The 17,311-nt window shown below is 54.3% G+C and carries 16 protein-coding genes; 2 read left to right on the top strand and 14 right to left on the bottom strand.

Annotated elements, in window-relative coordinates; all coding sequences use genetic code 11:
• Window positions 1-146: 146 nt before the first annotated feature.
• The 12 genes from ACKPCT_RS13680 to ACKPCT_RS13735 form a co-directional block, all read right to left on the bottom strand.
• Window positions 147-791: a LysE family translocator gene (locus ACKPCT_RS13680; protein ID WP_090070121.1), complete on the bottom strand. Its 645-nt coding sequence runs from the start codon at window positions 789-791 to the stop codon at window positions 147-149.
• A gap of 9 nt (window positions 792-800) precedes the next feature.
• Window positions 801-1,466: a DedA family protein gene (locus ACKPCT_RS13685; protein ID WP_090070118.1), complete on the bottom strand. Its 666-nt coding sequence runs from the start codon at window positions 1,464-1,466 to the stop codon at window positions 801-803.
• Window positions 1,463-1,855 carry a hypothetical protein gene (locus tag ACKPCT_RS13690; RefSeq protein WP_319515717.1) on the bottom strand — a complete coding sequence of 131 codons (393 nt, stop codon included), beginning with the start codon at window positions 1,853-1,855 and terminating at the stop codon, window positions 1,463-1,465. The genes ACKPCT_RS13685 and ACKPCT_RS13690 overlap by 4 nt, the downstream gene beginning before the upstream one ends.
• 66 nt (window positions 1,856-1,921) lie before the next feature.
• Window positions 1,922-2,128, bottom strand: a complete 207-nt coding sequence (gene ccoS, locus ACKPCT_RS13695; RefSeq protein WP_407652412.1) for a cbb3-type cytochrome oxidase assembly protein CcoS — start codon at window positions 2,126-2,128, stop codon at window positions 1,922-1,924.
• A gap of 105 nt (window positions 2,129-2,233) precedes the next feature.
• Window positions 2,234-4,501 (bottom strand): heavy metal translocating P-type ATPase, encoded by a 2,268-nt coding sequence (locus tag ACKPCT_RS13700; protein ID WP_319567164.1) that lies wholly within the window; start codon window positions 4,499-4,501, stop codon window positions 2,234-2,236.
• 31 nt (window positions 4,502-4,532) lie between these two features.
• Window positions 4,533-5,033 (bottom strand): FixH family protein, encoded by a 501-nt coding sequence (locus ACKPCT_RS13705; protein WP_319515715.1) that lies wholly within the window; start codon window positions 5,031-5,033, stop codon window positions 4,533-4,535.
• Window positions 5,034-5,160: 127 nt separating this feature from the next.
• Window positions 5,161-6,624, bottom strand: a complete 1,464-nt coding sequence (gene ccoG, locus ACKPCT_RS13710; protein ID WP_090070104.1) for a cytochrome c oxidase accessory protein CcoG — start codon at window positions 6,622-6,624, stop codon at window positions 5,161-5,163.
• A gap of 440 nt (window positions 6,625-7,064) precedes the next feature.
• Window positions 7,065-7,940, bottom strand: coding sequence for a cytochrome-c oxidase, cbb3-type subunit III (gene ccoP / locus ACKPCT_RS13715; protein ID WP_090070101.1), 876 nt, complete (start codon window positions 7,938-7,940; stop codon window positions 7,065-7,067).
• Window positions 7,941-7,942: 2 nt separating this feature from the next.
• Complete coding sequence (locus ACKPCT_RS13720; RefSeq protein ID WP_090070098.1) at window positions 7,943-8,095, bottom strand: cbb3-type cytochrome c oxidase subunit 3; 153 nt, start codon at window positions 8,093-8,095, stop codon at window positions 7,943-7,945.
• A gap of 11 nt (window positions 8,096-8,106) precedes the next feature.
• Window positions 8,107-8,865: a cytochrome-c oxidase, cbb3-type subunit II gene (ccoO, locus tag ACKPCT_RS13725; RefSeq protein ID WP_319567165.1), complete on the bottom strand. Its 759-nt coding sequence runs from the start codon at window positions 8,863-8,865 to the stop codon at window positions 8,107-8,109.
• 12 nt (window positions 8,866-8,877) lie between these two features.
• Window positions 8,878-10,509, bottom strand: coding sequence for a cytochrome-c oxidase, cbb3-type subunit I (ccoN, locus tag ACKPCT_RS13730; RefSeq protein ID WP_090070094.1), 1,632 nt, complete (start codon window positions 10,507-10,509; stop codon window positions 8,878-8,880).
• Window positions 10,510-11,026: 517 nt separating this feature from the next.
• On the bottom strand, window positions 11,027-12,148 hold the full coding sequence (locus ACKPCT_RS13735; protein ID WP_090070091.1) for an AbrB family transcriptional regulator: 1,122 nt from the start codon (window positions 12,146-12,148) through the stop codon (window positions 11,027-11,029).
• A 398-nt stretch (window positions 12,149-12,546) separates the two neighbouring features.
• On the opposite strand from ACKPCT_RS13735, the gene ACKPCT_RS13740 reads away from it, so the two are divergent.
• Together ACKPCT_RS13740 and hemN are read left to right on the top strand one after the other, a co-directional pair.
• Window positions 12,547-13,722 (top strand): alpha/beta hydrolase, encoded by a 1,176-nt coding sequence (locus ACKPCT_RS13740; RefSeq protein ID WP_090070089.1) that lies wholly within the window; start codon window positions 12,547-12,549, stop codon window positions 13,720-13,722.
• A 143-nt stretch (window positions 13,723-13,865) separates the two neighbouring features.
• The gene (gene hemN, locus ACKPCT_RS13745) at window positions 13,866-15,215 is read left to right on the top strand and encodes an oxygen-independent coproporphyrinogen III oxidase (protein WP_090070086.1); all 1,350 of its coding nucleotides are present in this window, start codon (window positions 13,866-13,868) and stop codon (window positions 15,213-15,215) included.
• A 253-nt stretch (window positions 15,216-15,468) separates the two neighbouring features.
• On the opposite strand, the gene ACKPCT_RS13750 is transcribed toward hemN, so the two are convergent.
• Both ACKPCT_RS13750 and ACKPCT_RS13755 read right to left on the bottom strand, forming a co-directional pair.
• Window positions 15,469-16,197, bottom strand: coding sequence for a Crp/Fnr family transcriptional regulator (locus ACKPCT_RS13750; protein ID WP_210186671.1), 729 nt, complete (start codon window positions 16,195-16,197; stop codon window positions 15,469-15,471).
• A 470-nt stretch (window positions 16,198-16,667) separates the two neighbouring features.
• Window positions 16,668-17,285, bottom strand: a complete 618-nt coding sequence (locus tag ACKPCT_RS13755; protein ID WP_090070083.1) for a response regulator transcription factor — start codon at window positions 17,283-17,285, stop codon at window positions 16,668-16,670.
• Window positions 17,286-17,311 lie beyond the last annotated feature (26 nt).

The following is a 17,311-nucleotide window of genomic DNA, read 5'->3' on the forward strand; positions in this document are numbered from 1 at the left end:
TATGTCCTTATTTGTTTTTTCCTAGACTTTACATATTCAACCAATACCAAAAGTATATATAATTTTAAACACAATTGAACATAACAAATGCAAAAATTATATATGCTTTGTTTTGTCTAATACTATCTATATTTTTGATTGTATTCTTAGCTGTTGGCGAATTTCGTCGTAACGAGGCGAACAGCAAGCGCCAGAAAAATGGTGCCGGCGATATAGTTGATCATACGTTGTGCGAACCGTCTTTTTCTCAGCCAGTCTCCCAGATATCCGGCTCCGAGCGCAATCAATGCAAAAACAAACAGCGTGACGATATCAAAAATGAAGCCGAGCAGAAGCAGCTGCAGGGTCATGGAGCCATGCGCCGGATCAGCAAACTGCGGCAGGAAGGCCAGAAAGAAGATGGCCACCTTTGGGTTGGTCACATTCATGATGATGCCACGCATATAAAGACGATGCATCTTCAGTTTGGGCGCGGAAGCATCCTTCTCGTCAAGAGAGCTGGCCTTGGACCTGAAAGCCTGCCAGGCCAGATAGGCCAGATAGCTCGCCCCGGCCAGCTTGAGCAGAGTGAAGGCGATTTCCGAGGTGCGGAAAATGACCGACACGCCCACGGCCACAAGCACGGTGTGAACGAGAATGCCGGTGCACAGCCCCAACGTAACAACAAGACCTGTCTTGCGCCCAGTCAGAGCCGATTGGGTGAGGATGAATATATTGTCCGGGCCGGGAGCCAGACCAAGCACGACAGAAGTCATTATGAACAAGCCCATGGTATCCAGCGAAAACAACATCTCAACTCCTCAGATCTTCTGCCCTTTTTCTTCCATCTCTTGCAGTGGCCGGCCTTCAGCCGTTTCCTCGGCAACAATCCGTTCGCGATAGCGCCGCCAACTGGCCCAGAGCCACCAACCTGCGCCTGCAGCTACGGCAAATGCGGCAATGAAGCCCATACCATCATTGGCGAGCTGGGCAAGCTCTGCCAAACGGTCAGCAAAGTAATAGCCAACCAGACCATAAGCAGCAACCCAACAGGCCGCACCGACAACTGAAGCTGCGGAGAAATGCACCCATTTCATGCGTGCCGCGCCACATAGATAATTCACCCAAGGCCCAACCGGGCTGACAATCGTGTGCGACAGGAAAACGGCCAGAACACCGCGCCTGTCCAGCAGGCGCTCGGCGCGCCCAACCATGGGGGCTACCTTGTTGGATTTACGAAAGCGGTCCATCAGTCTTGGCCCTAGGGCATGCGCGATGCCATAGGCGGTCTGGTCCCCTGCGATAAAGCCAGCATAGGCAACAGTCATGGCCAGATACAGATCAATGTCGCCAGTGGACGCAAAGGAGCCAGCCGCGATCATGAGCATAGAACCAGGCAAGGGAACTGCCAATGCACACAGAAGCAGTGTAAGGAAGATAACCCAGAGGCCATAGGAAGGGATAAGCGCGAGGATCGTTTCGGTCATTTGTCCGGCCCGCCTTTTTGCCCCAAAGGTCTTTTCGCTCCGTCTCCCTGCGCCAAGAATGCAATCTTGGCCTTGCGAACCCTCGCCTCCAGCTCGGCAAGAGAAATGCCCATGCGGTCAGCGATCTCGCCAACGCGCATCCGGCGCCCTTCCGTATTTTCAAGATCCATGACGTCGAAGATGACATCCCTTGGCAGCTTATAGCTCATGCCCACATAGCGCGGCGTCATCCATGGCTCTAGCGCCTGATTGCGGTGGGCAGGATCATGAAAATACATAAAGCGGTCCACGAAGCGGATACCGAAAAAGACAAGCAACACAAGCGCCAAGGCAAAAACCGACAAGGCAATCGGCTGTTCCTTCCAGAAATATCTCAGAGCCTTGCGCATGCTTTTGCCTTTTATCTGTCTATTCGCTGGCTGCTATACCCGCCAGCACCTGTTCAATCTGTCTTGTTATCGGCTGGCTTTTTTGGCCTGATCCTTAGGACCGGCGTGGATTTTGGCCTGCTCCTCGGGCTCCAGATCGGAATCATCCAGAATACGATAGGCAGCGCCCTGCAAATCTTCATACTGATTGCTTTTCAAAGACCAGAGAAAAGCAATCAGGCCAAGCGCACCAAGACCCAGTGCGATGGGAATAAGGAAGAACAGAACGTTCATGCTGCGCCAGCTCCTGTCTTATGCCTGCCCGGACGTCGATGATTTGCGATTTTTAATTGGTAGCAAAGGGGCAGATCCAATGAAACGAGATTTTTGTAACGAACCTTATCCCTCAGCCTGTGATGGGCGCCTGTCGGCAAGACTTTCCTCAAATCCGCCATTGTCAGTGAACCAGGGGTCACTTTTGGCACGGGCGCGCAAGGCATTGATGGTCACCACGAGAGAAGAGCCAGACATGGCCAGAGCCGCAATCAATGGCGTGACGAAGCCCGCAATAGCAAAAGGAACGGCGACGACATTATAGAGGGTCGCCAGCGACAGATTCTGCTCCATGATGCGGCGTGCACGTTTGCTTATATCCAGAATATGCAGCACCGGTGCGAGCTTTTCACCAAGGAACAGAGCGTCCGCAGCCGCCTGACTGACATGGGCCGCAGTCACAGGAGAGAGAGACACATGAGCACTGGCGAGCGCAGGGGCATCGTTGAGGCCATCGCCCACCATCATCACACGGTTGCCCTTGGCTTTTTCCGCTTCGATCAGAGCGATCTTGTCGGTGGGGGAAATGCCCGCATGAAACTGGTCGATGCCAAGCTCTTGCGCGATGGTTTCAACCGCGCGCGGCTGATCGCCGGAGAGGATCATCAGGGACAGCCCGCGTGCCTTGAGGCTATCAATCACGTCTTTTGCGTCAGAGCGCAATTGCTGCTCCAGCGCAAAGACCACTGGGTGCTTTTCCTCACGCCGGAAGGCGATAAGCGATGCCGTTGGATGGGCCTGCCGGATGATCTCCGCTTCTTCATGCGCATTGCAAAAATCGATGGACCCCAGCCGTAACCGCTCGCCAGCGTGAAGCACCTCGAGCCCCTTGCCCTTTTGCTCTGCGGCTTCTTCAAGAGGCTGGACACGCCGGTCCATACCCGCCAGCGCGGCAGACAATGGATGGCTCGATGCCTTGGCTAGGGCGATGGCAAGCTTTAGGCTTTCTGCGTCACAAGCATCAGGATTGACCAGCCCGACGGCGGGGCGCGTCAAGGTGCCGGTCTTGTCGAACACCACGGTATCCACCTTGGCAAAGCGTTCCAGTGCGTCGGATCGGTTGAGCAAAACCTGATTGCGGAAAAGAGACCCGGAAGCGACCACCTGCACAGCAGGGATCGCCAGCCCCAAGGCGCAGGGGCATGTGATGATCAGCACCGAGATGGCAATCACCAGTGACGGTTGCCAGCCGATGCCATAGAGCCACCAGCCCGCAAAGGTTACCGCCGAGGCGGTATGAACGATGGGCGCGTACCATTCGGCGGCGCGATCGGCCAAGTGGCGATAGCGGGACTTGGCTTCCATAGCCTCATCAATGAGGCGGTTGACTTCATCAAGCAAGGTGCCTTTGGCCGCTGCCGTGACCGAGATGGTCAGCGCATTCTCGCCATTAAGGGTGCCGGCATAGACAGGGTCTCCGTCGGTCACCTCGACCAGAAGTGTTTCGCCCGTCACCAGACTTTGATCAATCTGCGAGCTTCCTGACAACACCGTACCATCCACAGACACCCGCTCGCCGGGGCGCACCAGTACCCTGTCGCCGGGCTCGACCTTGGAGAGTGGCACTTCGCGCAAGGAACCATCGGCAAATAGTTTCATGGCCGTCTCAGCCTTGAGCGCAGTCAGATTCTCAGCAAAGGAACGGGTCTTCAGCCGCATCATCTGGTCAAGCCAGCGCCCGACTAGCAGGAAGAAGAGCAGCATCAGGGCGCTCTCGAAATAGGCCTCGGCTTGATGCTGCACGGTTTGCAGCACCGACAGGAACAGCGCCAGAATGACCCCGATGGAGATAGGCACATCCATATTAAGATGCCCCTTGCGCAAAACGCGCCATGCAGAACTAAAGAAAGGTTGCCCTGCATAGGCGGCGGCGGGCAGCGTGATCACAGCCGACAGCCAGTGGAAGAAGTCACGGGTTTCCGGCGTTATGTCGGAGACATTGCCCGACCAGACAGAGATGGAGAGCAGCATCACATTCATGGAGGCAAAGCCGGCCACTGCCAGCGCGCGCAACAGGCGTTGGCTCTCTTTCTTTTCTTCCGTCTTTACCCGTCCGGGGTCAAAGGGATGCGCACCATAGCCCAGATCAGCCAAACGCTTGAGCAAATGTTCGGGGTCGGTCTCCTCCGGCTTCCATGTCACCGCAAGCCTGTGAGAAGAGAGATTGACGCGTGCGTTGCAGACGCCCTCAAGATCCATCAGACCCTTTTCGATGCGCGTCATGCAGGCAGGGCAATAGATCCCCTCCACTGCCAGCGCCAGCTTTTCGCTGCCATCGGGCAAGCTTTCGGAGAACGCGGACCAATCCCGTTCAATCGGTTGATGTGCGGTCATAATGAAGCCCCACTGCCAAGCGCTGTGTTGATCACTTCAAAGCGATGATTTCATGGGTCTGGAACAGTTTCTGCCCTTGCTGCAATGCTTCGAACTCGACGCGCCAGCGGCCCGGATCAAGCATTCCGATTTCCCCCTGATAGATGCCATCCCCCGAAGGAGAAAGAGTCAATACATGGTCGAACTCTTCGGTAACCTGCCGCCCCACGGTGGCGTTAATGGTCAAATCCGTCAGCGGCTGCCCGTCTTTATCCTTGGCATCGATCACCAGAAAAGCCTTCTGCTGGCTGCGCTTGAGCGCCAGTTGCATATGCCAGTCGCGTTCATTTTGCGCGGCGGCTTCGGCCAATGTCTTGTTGTAATTCTGGCTTGCCTGATAAGGGCTTTCTTCCACAACGCCGGGCCATGACGTGCGGGCATAGTATACGAAAAAGCCGTTGGCGATGAACATCACGCCAAAGAAGCCAAACAACCATAAAAGCATATGCTTGCCGGTGAATTTCTTCTCTGCCTTGTCGGTCGTAACTGCCATTTATCCTGCCTTTTGATCCCTCAGGCTTCGGGGTAACCCTTCGCCATTATGCGCGTATCTTGCCAGAAATAAAGAGAGGCTTTAGAGCGAGATCCAAAGCCTCCCGGTGTCTTTCTTTCCAAAGCTCTCAAGGGGCCTTGAAATAATCCGTCACCAACTGGGCTTCACCCGTTTCAGTGTCTCTGACGTTGAAGCCGATTGACTGAGACTTATCCAGATCTGCCTGTGGCGGTGCGAAGACCTGAACACGCAGTTCCTTGGTGATGTCCTGATCAATCGGGATGACCATTGAGCGAGGATCATCGCTTTCAATGCCCACCGCTTTCATCGAGAAGCCTTCCGGCACGCCGACCAGCGACATTTCGAAATCCCGATGGGTCGATGCCTTGTTGATCAGGCGGATGGTGTAGCCATTGCGGATAGAACCATCTGACAAGGTGACGAACAATGGATTGCGATCATGCAGCACATTGAGGTCCACCAGCTGACGGTTGGCCAGCGTATAGAGCATCAGGCCACTGACCAGCGAGATCATGACGATATAGATGATCGTGCGTGGGCGGATGAAGCGATAGACGCTGTCCTTGCCTTCCAGATGACGCTGGATGTTGATGTCTGTATCATAGTCAACCAAACCACGAGGCTTGCCGATCTTCTCCATGACATTGTCGCAGGCATCGATGCAAAGACCACACTGGATGCAGGCCAGCTGCGCCCCGTCGCGAATATCGATGCCGGTGGGGCACACCGCCACGCACTGGCCGCAATCAACGCAGTCACCCGCAGGCAGGCCCTCTTCGGCGCGGGCCTTCATTTTCTTGAGCGACCCACGCGGCTCACCCCGGTCCTTGCGGTAGGTGACGTTGAGCGCCCATTCATCTGTAAGAGCCGCCTGAATGCGCGGCCATGGGCACATATAGACGCAGACCTGCTCGCGCATGTGACCGGCCATGATGTAGGTCGTTGCCGTGAGGATGCCAATCCAGACATAGGCCACCATGGGAGCTTGTCCGAAGGCCAGCTCTTCAACCAACGTCGGCGCATCGGCGAAATAGAGAACCCAGGCACCGCCGGTCCACCAAGCGATAAGGAGCCATACGATATGTTTTGAAATCAGTTTACCCACGCGCGGTAATGTCATGGGTTGCTTGTCGGCCTTGATGCGTTCGCGGCGATCGCCCTCAATCCAGCGCTCGACCAGCATGAAAAGATCCGTCCAGACTGTCTGGAAGCACATATAGCCACACCAGACGCGCCCTGCCAACGCATTCATTAGAAACAGAGTCAGCGCAGCAAGGATCAATAGACCGGTGAGATAATAGATCTCCTGCGGCCAGATCTCGATAAAGAAGAAGTAGAAACGGCGCGCGGGAAAGTCGATCAGAACGGCCTGATCAGGCGCATTGGGGCCACGATCCCATCTCACGAAAGGCAGAAAATAGTAAAGCCCGAGGGCAAAGATCATAAATGCCCATTTGAAATTCCTGAACCGGCCCTTGACGCTTTGCGGGTAGACCTTCTTGGCCTTGGCATAGAGCTGCAAATCGCCGGGGTTGTTGTCCGAGCTGGTCTGCGGGGCATCAACCGTCATCTATCGTCTCCTCGAAATGGTCCCTAAGATGATCGCATCACGATCCAGCCCAGTAAAGCCGGTGTCCTCTCTTGATCATCCCGATTGCCCACAAGTGGAAGGACTTGAGGCAACATGTTCCTGAGCATAGGTGTAGCAAGAGTCTCAGGAAAAACTCTCCAATTCTTTACCGCCGTCCGAAATGGCGGCGCAATACTGCAAGCAAACTTTCTAGTCTGACGAGCTCGCAGTAATCCGCATATGATTTACCAGTATTGGGTCAAAAAAATCGCCAGTCATTCCTGTTTACAGAAGAGCGGCGTCGATTTTTAGGAATTTTACTGAGACATATTGACGCAATCATCTTCACGCCAAATCGAAACCACGTCGAGACATGCAGCCTCGACCAGAGAAGAAGCGGAGAAAGCATACGCCTTCCCCGCCCCTGATGCATAAGCTGCTTACTGGCCACCACCACGGGTATGCACATAAACCGCGAGCGATTTGATCGTTACCGGGTCAAGACGCGCTTCCCAGCTCGGCATGACGCCCTGGCGACCATTGGTGATGGTTTCGATGATTGTCTCCCGATCTCCACCATAAAGCCAGATGGCATCTGTCAAGTTGGGCGCCCCCAGTTCCTGCATACCCTTGGCATCTTCACCATGACAGGAGGTACAATTGTCTGCAAACAGGGTTGCCCCTGCTTCCAGATCGGCGCCTTCAGAAGGCTCCTGACCGGAAATGGACAGGACATAATCTGCCAGCGTTTCGATCTCGTCTGATTCCAGAATCTCGTCACGACCAAAGGCGGTCATGTTGTTCAGTCTGGTATCCTCATGGGTAGAGCGGATGCCATAGAGCAAGGTCGTATGGATATCCTCGATGGTACCACCCCAGAGCCAATCGTCGTCGAGCAGGTTCGGGTAACCCGTGGCTCCGGCTGCGCCAGATCCATGGCAAGCCGCACAGTTGTCACCAAAGGCCGCAGACCCTTGCGCAACGGCGAACTGACGCAGGTCGTCATTGCCGAGTATTTCCTCGACGGATGCGGTCTGCAGGCCAGCACCCTGCTCCATACGCTGAGCAATCAGGCTTTCATAAGCCTTGATGCCGTCTTCACGGTTGGTATGGCCCAGATACCCCTTGGTGTAGCTGGATACCATTGGCCAAGCCGGAAACAACACCCAATAGCCAATCGCCCAGACGATACAGGCATACCAGGTCCACAGCCACCAGCGCGGCAGCGGGTTGTTGAGTTCCTTCAGGCCATCCCATTCATGACCGGTCGTTTCTACCCCGGTAATGTGGTCTATTTCTTTTTTGTGGTCACTCATTCTCAGTCCTCCCGCAGTGGCATCCGGGCTGCATCATCGAACCGCTTCTTGTTGGTGGGCCAGAAGGTATAAACCAGCACACCAGCAAAAATCAGCACGAAATAGAGCAAGCCCCAGGTCTGCGCGAAGTTAGCCAAAGTTTCATAGGTCGACATGAGCCTGCTCCCTAGCGAAGGTCCGCCTTGTCATCATAGATCGAGAAATCGACCAAGGTGCCAAGCATCTGCAAATAGGCAACAAGTGCGTCCATTTCCGTTACCCTGTCCGGATTGCCATCAAAATCCCGAATGGTCGGCTCTCTGTCCTCTTCCCCCAGAGTCTGGGTATAGCGATCGAGGAAGTCGTCGACATTGTCGTCATCAGGATTTGCCTGAGCCATCATATCGGCCTTGGCATTGGCGATCTGTTCGTCGGTGTAAGGCACTCCCACCATTCGATTGACCTTCAGGTCAGCAGAAATGTCAGGCACCTTGAGATCCGTCTTGGCCAGGAATGGATAGCCGGGCATGACGGATTCGGGAACGACCGAACGCGGATCTGTTAGGTGATTGACGTGCCACAGATCAGAATATTTGTTGCCCACGCGCGCGAGATCAGGACCAGTACGCTTTGAGCCCCACTGGAATGGGTGATCGTACATGGACTCGGCTGCGAGAGAATAATGGCCGTAACGCTCGATTTCGTCGCGCATCGGGCGGATCATCTGTGAGTGACACAGATAGCAGCCTTCGCGGATATAGATGTTGCGGCCAGCGAGTTCGAGCGGGGTATAAGGGCGCATGCCCTCAACCTTCTCGATAGTGCTCTTGAGATAGAAGAGCGGGATGATCTCGACCATACCACCGATGGCAACCACAATCAGGATGCCAACGAGCAGAAGCATGGAGTGGCGTTCGAGAATGCCGTGTTTATTCATCAAAGACATGCCAAACGCTCCTTATTCTGCCGGTACCAGCGCAGGATCGGCGGCATCTTGTTCCGCTTTCTCGCCCGCGCGAATGGTCATCCAGATATTATAGGCCATGATCACGGCGCCGGTGACGAAGAGAAGGCCACCAATTGCACGGATCATATAGAAGGGGTGCATGGCTTCTACGGTTTCGATGAAGGAATATTCAAGGAAGCCGAGCTTGTCATAAGCACGCCACATCAGGCCCTGCATGATACCGGATACCCACATCGAGGTGATGTAGAGCACGATACCCAGCGTGGAAATCCAGAAGTGCCATTCAACCAGCTTGGTTGAATAAAGGCTCTTGCGGTTCCAAAGCCACGGGATGAGGCAGTAGATTGCGCCAAACGAGATGTAGCCAACCCAGCCCAGAGCGCCCGAATGCACGTGACCGATGGTCCAATCGGTATAGTGCGAGAGGGAGTTCACGGACTTGACAGACATCAGTGGCCCTTCGAAGGTCGACATGCCATAGAAAGCAACGGAAACAACCATCATGCGCAGAACCGGGTCAGTGCGCAGCTTGTCCCATGCGCCCGAAAGCGTCATCAGACCGTTGATCATGCCACCCCAGGACGGCATCCAGAGAATGACCGAGAAGGTCATGCCCAGCGTCTGCGCCCAATCCGGCAGAGCCGTATAGTGCAGATGGTGCGGGCCAGCCCAGATGTAGATAAAGATCAGCGCCCAGAAGTGCACGATGGACAACCGGTAGGAATAAACCGGGCGCTCTGCGCGTTTGGGGATGAAATAATACATGATGGCCAGGAAGCCTGCCGTCAGGAAGAAGCCCACTGCGTTATGACCATACCACCACTGGACCATCGCATCCTGCACGCCGGAGAAGACCTGATAGGATTTGATGCCGAAGATGGAAACGGGGATCGACAGGTTGTTACCGATATGCAGCATGGCAATGGTGACGATAAAGGCAAGATAGAACCAGTTTGCCACATAGATGTGGGGTTCCTTGCGTCGCCAGAGGGTTGCCAGAAAGACAAGCAGATAGGCCACCCATACGATGGTCAGCCAAAGGTCTGCATACCATTCCGGTTCGGCATATTCCTTGGACTGGGTCGCGCCAAAAAGATAGCCGGTCCCGGCAATCACGATGAAGGCGTTATAGCCAAGAATAACGAACCATGGCGCAACACGCCCCGGCAGCCGCGCGTGGCTGGTGCGCTGCACGACATAGAAGGATGTCGCAAGCAGCACGTTGCCACCGAAAGCGAAAATCACTGCAGACGTATGCAGCGGACGCAAACGGCCGAAGCTGGTCCATTCCAGATCGAAGTTCAGGATCGGGAAGGTCAACTGCCAGGCGATGATGTCGCCGACAAGAAACCCTGCGATACCCCAGAAGACGGCGGCAACGGCACCGAATTTGATCGGTCCTAGGTTATATCCGCTCTCCACGGCATCCGCAGGACGCTTGAAGTATGAATTGAAAATCAGGAAAACCCCGATTGCCGAGAACAGCAATCCGAGCCCTGCGTGAAATGCCATGACGCCATCTACCGCTTTGCCGGCGATAACGAGGCAAATGAAAGCCAATGCAGTCAGGAATCCTGCAAACAGGCCTTCTTCTAAAGAAAGTCGTTTCGCTGTGTGAGCCATCTTTCAGTCCCATCTGTGGCCCGAACCTCCCCATGAAGTCGGGCTACAGCACCATTGTAAAGTCACCCTATCGACACCCGGATGCCGACAATTTCAGGTTGATCTTTGAGCACACTTCCCCCAAACGGGTCCAGAAACCCTAGGGATCGCCCTATTTTTACGCTTTGACTCATGTCAACGAAAAGGGGGGGCACCCTATCGATTGTGCGACTGGTTGTCGCAGTCAAAAGACTTACAGATCTGCAAAATCAGCATATCTGCCAATCATTACAATGCCTTAATGTTCCACCCTGATCCAGATCTCTATGGTCGCATGCTGCTTAAGTGGCACAAAAATATTCATGCCCGATGCACTTTATACACGGATATCCCAAAGGCTGACCAAGCGATTTTGTCTATACAGAGAAAATTGCCCCGCCACGCGCCTCTAAAGACTTATGTAGAATCACGATTTCCGTTTAGTCTCAAATAGATAAACAGTAGATAAAATACTTCTTTTAAACGCAATCACCTGCGTTCACGGATGGATCCGGTCGTCTTTTGCCCGCTTTGATCGGGTCAGGCGCGAGGTAATCATCGGGGTGAGCAAGACCAACCCGAGATAGCGCACCAAATGGTGACCGGTGACATATGCTGGGTTGAGATTGATCAGGAAAGATAGCAGCACCATCGTGTCAAACCCACCCGGCGCGAAGGCAAGGATCACCTGCCCCATGGGGAAATCTAACAAAGTGGCGCACAGAACAGCCGCCGCCCCCGAAACGCCAGCGGAAACCATCAAGGATAACATAGAGATACCCGACAAGCGGACAAGATCCCTGACAGAAATGGCAGCAAAGCGTCCGCCGATATTGATGCCGACGGTCAGATAGCCCGGTATGGTGAACCAGTTCGGAAAAGGCTCATGATAAAAACCTGTGAGATAGAGCGTTCCCGAAACGGCAATGCCTGACAACATGAGGCCTGAAGGAACGCGCAAACGCAGCATGATGGGCACCAGCAATGCGACGCCTGCCACCATCATTGCCAAATGCAAGACATCAAGCGTCACGGTATCTGCGGTCACGCGACTGGTCACGCCATCGGTAAAGGGCATCAGAATGATTGGCAGAATCGAGACCAGCACAAACACGCGCAAGCTCTGGGCGATTGCCACCCTGGTCATATCTGCTTTGGATTCTTCGGCGATGACCATGATGTAGCTGAGCGCCCCGGGCAGCGAGGAAAAGAGGGCCGTGGCATGGTCCCATCCGCCCACCTTGCGCAAGACCCAGTAGGCCGAGGCCGCAATGACCACCACAGTCACGGCCAGCATGAGAATGCTGAGGGGCCAGGCGGCGATGGCATGCAGCATTTCGGGAGAAAAGCCAGACCCGAGAATGAGCCCCACTTGCGCGAAGCCCAGATCCCGCAAAAGTGTTGGAAGGTTCAGATGTACCCCCGCCAGCGACGTGATGGCGACAGCCAGAAGAGAACCGGTCAGCCAGGCGGCAGGAAACTGCACCCAATGAGCAAGCGCGCCCCCTGCCATTGCAATCAGATAGAGTCCGATGACATGAAGCACCTTTGTGCCAAAGCCTTTGCCCAATCCGTGCACGCCTCCCTTGCTTGAAGCTTTGTCATCTTTTTCCGAAGGCATTGGCGATCACCGCAAACAGGATATCAGGGGAGTAAAAGAGCCAGATCACTATGCCGACCAGAAGCGGCCGACCCGGCTGGAGCGTTGGCAATAGAGAGATAAATACTGGGCTTTGATGTGCTGTACCAACCTGGAGGGACCAAGGCAAGCGGGGCATTATCAGGTAGCATCCCTATATTCTCTTGGCAAGCTGTCAGTCCCTGCAATCCGCCCGGAAGGGCAGCCCCCGTCAAGACAGGTTTATGGTCCGAGCCGACATAAGGGCGCCACACACCCCGTGCTATATCCATTGCACAAGCTGGCAGAATTCGCCCGCTTTGCTATTGGCGCAAAAACTGCTAAATATCGAGCCTGCACCACTCGCAGGTTGCGTTGACAGATAAAGAGCAAGAACACCCATGAAAATCATTTGGAGCCAAATTCAGCCCCGGATGCCGCGCATGATCAGCGCGCATCGTGGTGTGGCCATTGTTTTTGCCACAGCGCTTCTTGCTGCCTGCTCCACGCCAACGGGCGTCAAATTCACGCCATCGCCCACGGATGTCCAGAGCATCGAGCCGGTTCTGGTCGCAACCAGTCGCTCACCGATGCAGAATGCTGACTATAGTGGCGATCGTGATGCTAAATTGCACTTGGCCTCCTATCAGGTATCCATTCCCAAAAGTCACAAGGTGGGACAGATAGAATGGCCGCGCAACAAGCCTGATCCCAAGCGTCATTTTGCCGTCGCCTCGGTTGATCCATTCGATGATCCCAAAGCCTATCAGGCCCGACTTGGCACAATGGCTGCTGAGGCCAGCGCTAAACTGGAAAACGCCCCTCGTTCGGCCGCCTTGTTCGTGCATGGCTATAACACCGATTTTTCCGAAAGCCTCTATCGCGCTGCTCAGTTGCGCCACGATTTTGATCTGGCCATGCCGTTGACGCTGTTTAGCTGGCCATCCGCTGGCGAAGCGGGCCTTTATATTTATGATCGAGACAGCGTGAAGACATCACGCGATCAACTGGCCTCAGTGATCAAATTAATGGCTTCCTCGCAGCTTGATGACATCGTCTTAATTGCCCATTCTCTGGGTTCGGAATTGCTGATGGAAACCCTGCGGCAGATAGCACTGGCCAATCATGGCGCCCTGCCCTCCAAGATCCATTCCATCATTCTGATTTCGCCGGATCTGGACATCGATGTGTTCAATGCACAGCTAAGTGCCATCAAGGTGCTGCCGAGAGAATTTGCCATTTTTGCTTCACAAAAAGACAGGGCGTTGCAACTCTCCAGTTTCCTTGCAGGTGACCGGAACAGGGTTGGCAACAATATCGATGAAACCAAGATCCGCCGGGAAGGCATCACGGTGATCGACGTGTCCGAATTTACCGGTGGAGACGGTATGAATCATATGACGGCGGTTACCTCGCCCAGCCTTGTCGCACTGCTCAAGGGCATGACAGCAAGCAACCAGCAGGTATTCCTCAACGCGCCGGGGCAAACCCAGACCTTCTCCGATGTTGTCGTCGACACAGCCACCTTGCCATTGACCCTTGTAGTGAAAACGACAAGTGCTATCTTGAACCAATAGTCCCGCGTTGCCGCGCAAAGCTGTTTTGACCGAAGCCGACGTCTGCCTCGCCGTCTGACTCTATACGAAAGCCTGTGATGACAATTTGGTAAGAATTGACAAGGCTCAAAGTACTTTCCCTGACCAGAGATCTAAATGCCACAATGACCAATGTGACCTTGAAATACGCAACGCGCTCAGTGCCGCGTTATACCTCCTATCCCACCGCCCCGCATTTTTCCAATGCCGTGGGAGCAGAGACCTACGAGCAATGGCTGCAGGCGGTTGATCCACAAACGCCGATCTCTCTCTATCTGCATGTGCCCTTCTGCGATTCCATGTGCCATTATTGTGGCTGCTACACCAAGGTGACCAAGCAGGAAAAGCCGCTTCGGGACTATACTGATCATCTGGTGAAGGAAGTGGCGCTCGTGGCCAGCAAGCTGCCAGCCAACCAACCCGTCAGCCATATTCACTGGGGTGGCGGCACACCATCCATTTTGCCGCACGATTGTTTTCTAAAGGTCGTGAATGCGGTCCGATCACATTTCAGCTTCATAGACGATATGGAGCATGCCATCGAGCTAGACCCACGCACGGTGACGCCAGAGCTGGCAGAAACCTTGCAACTGGCGGGCATTACGCGCGCCAGCCTCGGTGTGCAGGATTTTGATCTCAAGGTGCAGGAAACGGTCGGACGCGTCCAACCCTATGAGCAGGTCAGGGCATCGGTGGACGCTTTGAGGGCCGTCGGCATCGAGAAGATCAACCTTGATCTGATGTATGGACTGCCCTTCCAGACGCTGGAGACCGTCCGAGAGGCGGTCGCGTTGACCGTAAGCCTTGATCCCTCCCGGTTGGCACTGTTTGGCTATGCCCATGTGCCATGGATGAAAAAGCATCAGCGCCTCATTCCGGAAGACAAGCTACCGGATGCGGAAGAACGCATTGCGCTGTTTGACGCGGCAACCCATGCACTGGAACAGAATGGCTATGAAAAAATCGGACTGGATCATTTTGCCAAGGCGGATGACCCGTTGGCCGTGGCGGCCCGCGCAGGCACCATGCGGCGCAATTTCCAGGGCTATACCACCGATGAAGCCGAGATCCTGATTGGCATTGGCGCATCATCTATCGGCAAGATGCCCCAAGGCTATATCCAGAACAGTCCTGACTTCGGCGGCTGGGAGCGGGCTGTTGATGCAGGCACCCTGCCCATCGCACGCGGTATTGAACTGGATCAGGATGACCGGGCACGCGCCGCGATCATCATGAGCCTGATGACCGCCTATGAGGTCGATGTGGCTGCTGTGGCCGAAGCGTTTGATGTCGATCTTGCGCCCTTGCGTGCCTGCTATCCGCATCTGGAAGAACTGGAAGCAGATGGCATCGCCGAGCGCAAAGGAGACATTGTGCACGTAACACAAACGGGTCGCCCGCTTGTGCGGTTGGTGTCAGCCGTCTTCGACGCGTATCTACAGACCGGCAAGGCCAGACACTCCGTCGCCGTCTAGATGCCCAATTCCGGCTCCCGATCCACCGACCGGTTTGGGAGCCATCCTTCTTTGAATCAATCAAAAGAAGGGGCGTTTTCAACTTGCGACCATACCGCGAAACACGCACGCGAAAACGCATACGACATTGGTTTGAAAATCTGCCGAATGTCCGTCCCAAACACAAAAACCTACCCATTCGGATAGGTTTTAACACGCATAACCTAGCGCTTGTTTTGTGGATATCTCTCAGAGAGTAGTTAGTTTCACCTAACTAGAATTTGCCAGTCAAATGGCATAGGCCACACACATTCATCACGCGAATGCGGTCCTGTTTCTCCATCGTGATGACCTTGCGTCTCTTCATATCGGAAAGAACACGGCTCACGGTCTCAATGGTCAGGCCCAGATAGTCGGCGATTTCCTGACGCGTCATATATAATGTAACCACGGACTCGTCTTCGGTTTCAGACTGCGGGCCGGAGCAGGCAAAGCCGCCGCGGTTGGGAACAAAGCGCATGAGGAAGGATGCAACGCGCTCATGTGCGGATTTCCGGCCAAGCAGAACTGCATGGTCATGCAAATTCTGAACCTGGGAAATCAGGCATTTCTTCATGTGCTGCTGGATTTCGTCAGACCCTTCGGCATCCTTGCGCGAGATCATGTGCACGAGGGTTTCTGTCAGGGTTTCTGCTGAAGTATCATAAACTTCACCGGCTGGAACGCCAAACAGGTCACCGGGACCGAGAATTTCAACAACCTGTCTGCGGCCATCCGGCAGGAGCTTGTAAAGCATCACTGAGCCGTCCGCGACTTCATAGATGTTGTTGGCAGGATCGCCTTCAAAGAAGACGACGCCATGTGCGGGGAAGGTTTTGTGTCGGCTCTGATCGCTTGACATAATGCCTTTAAATTCAGATTCGATGGGGAAGTTGGATCGACAACGCGCCGCACCGGTATCAAACTCGGCTTTTGGCATTCTGACAATTCGTTCTTCCGGCATCACTCGTTTTCTCCCGATTCAGACCGCCACGGCCTTTGAACCAATATAATTATTTTCAGAAGACTGTCAGCAGCTATACGACATGTTGACCGCCGTAGCAATCTGTCCAACTGAAAATACTTATTACACGTATTTTCACCTACCGCATCAATAAATGCAATCAAAACATGGTGAAACGATGACGCTTGACAGCTGGAGAGCATGCGCCGGGGCGCTCAAAGCTATGCGATCAGACAAAGATAGCGTGGGAAAGAGGCATTTTAAGACGGTTTCGAAAATCAGACGCCGTCATTTACAAACCGGCGTGGGAACAAAATAAAAGGACCGGGATTACTCCCGGTCCCATTGGCCATTGCCCCTCATCCTGCTGCACATCCTGTGTGCCTGCGGGAGAGAGTGTCCTCCTGTTTGGCCCCTGTCCACCCTTCGGCTCTCTACAAATAGATGCTCGACGGCGGCAGGTTGGCCTATCAATGGCCGGTCAGTACAATACGAACGAGGTCAGCCGTATTGCGTGCTTTCAGTTTTTCCATGATGCGCGCCCGATGCACTTCAATTGTGCGGGGCGAAATCGCCAGATGCTGGCCAGCTTCCTTGTTGGAAGCCCCTTGCGTTATCTGCAACAATACATCACGTTCGCGCGGCGTCAAGGTTTCTGCACGCGGGAAGCTCCAGTTGGTTAGTGCCGACTGACCCGGATCCGGAGCCTTGTTGGCGGTTGCCAGAATTTTCTCGATACGATCAACGACCTGCGTGCCATCGAAAGGTTTTTCGATAAAGTCGTGCGCGCCCTGTTTGATGGCTGCGACGGCCATCTGAATGTCGCCTTGACCGGAAATGATCATGACCGGAGCAGAGATATGGCGGGCGGCCAGCTCTTCGAGCACTTCCATACCGGAGCGGCCCGGCATATGAACGTCGAGCAAAATGATCGACGGGATGGAATCGCGCAGGTTTGCAAGGAAATCCTCTCCATTCGAGAATGTCTCGACGTGATACCCTTCCAGTTCAAACAGAACCGACAAAGCGTCCCTCACAGCGGGATCGTCATCAACAATATGGATAGAAGGATGTAAGTCAGTTGTCATGTTGTCTTCGCCTCTTGGCTCTATTC

The organism is Cohaesibacter marisflavi (assembly GCF_963665895.2).
Classification (GTDB): Bacteria; Pseudomonadota; Alphaproteobacteria; order Rhizobiales; family Cohaesibacteraceae; genus Cohaesibacter; species Cohaesibacter marisflavi.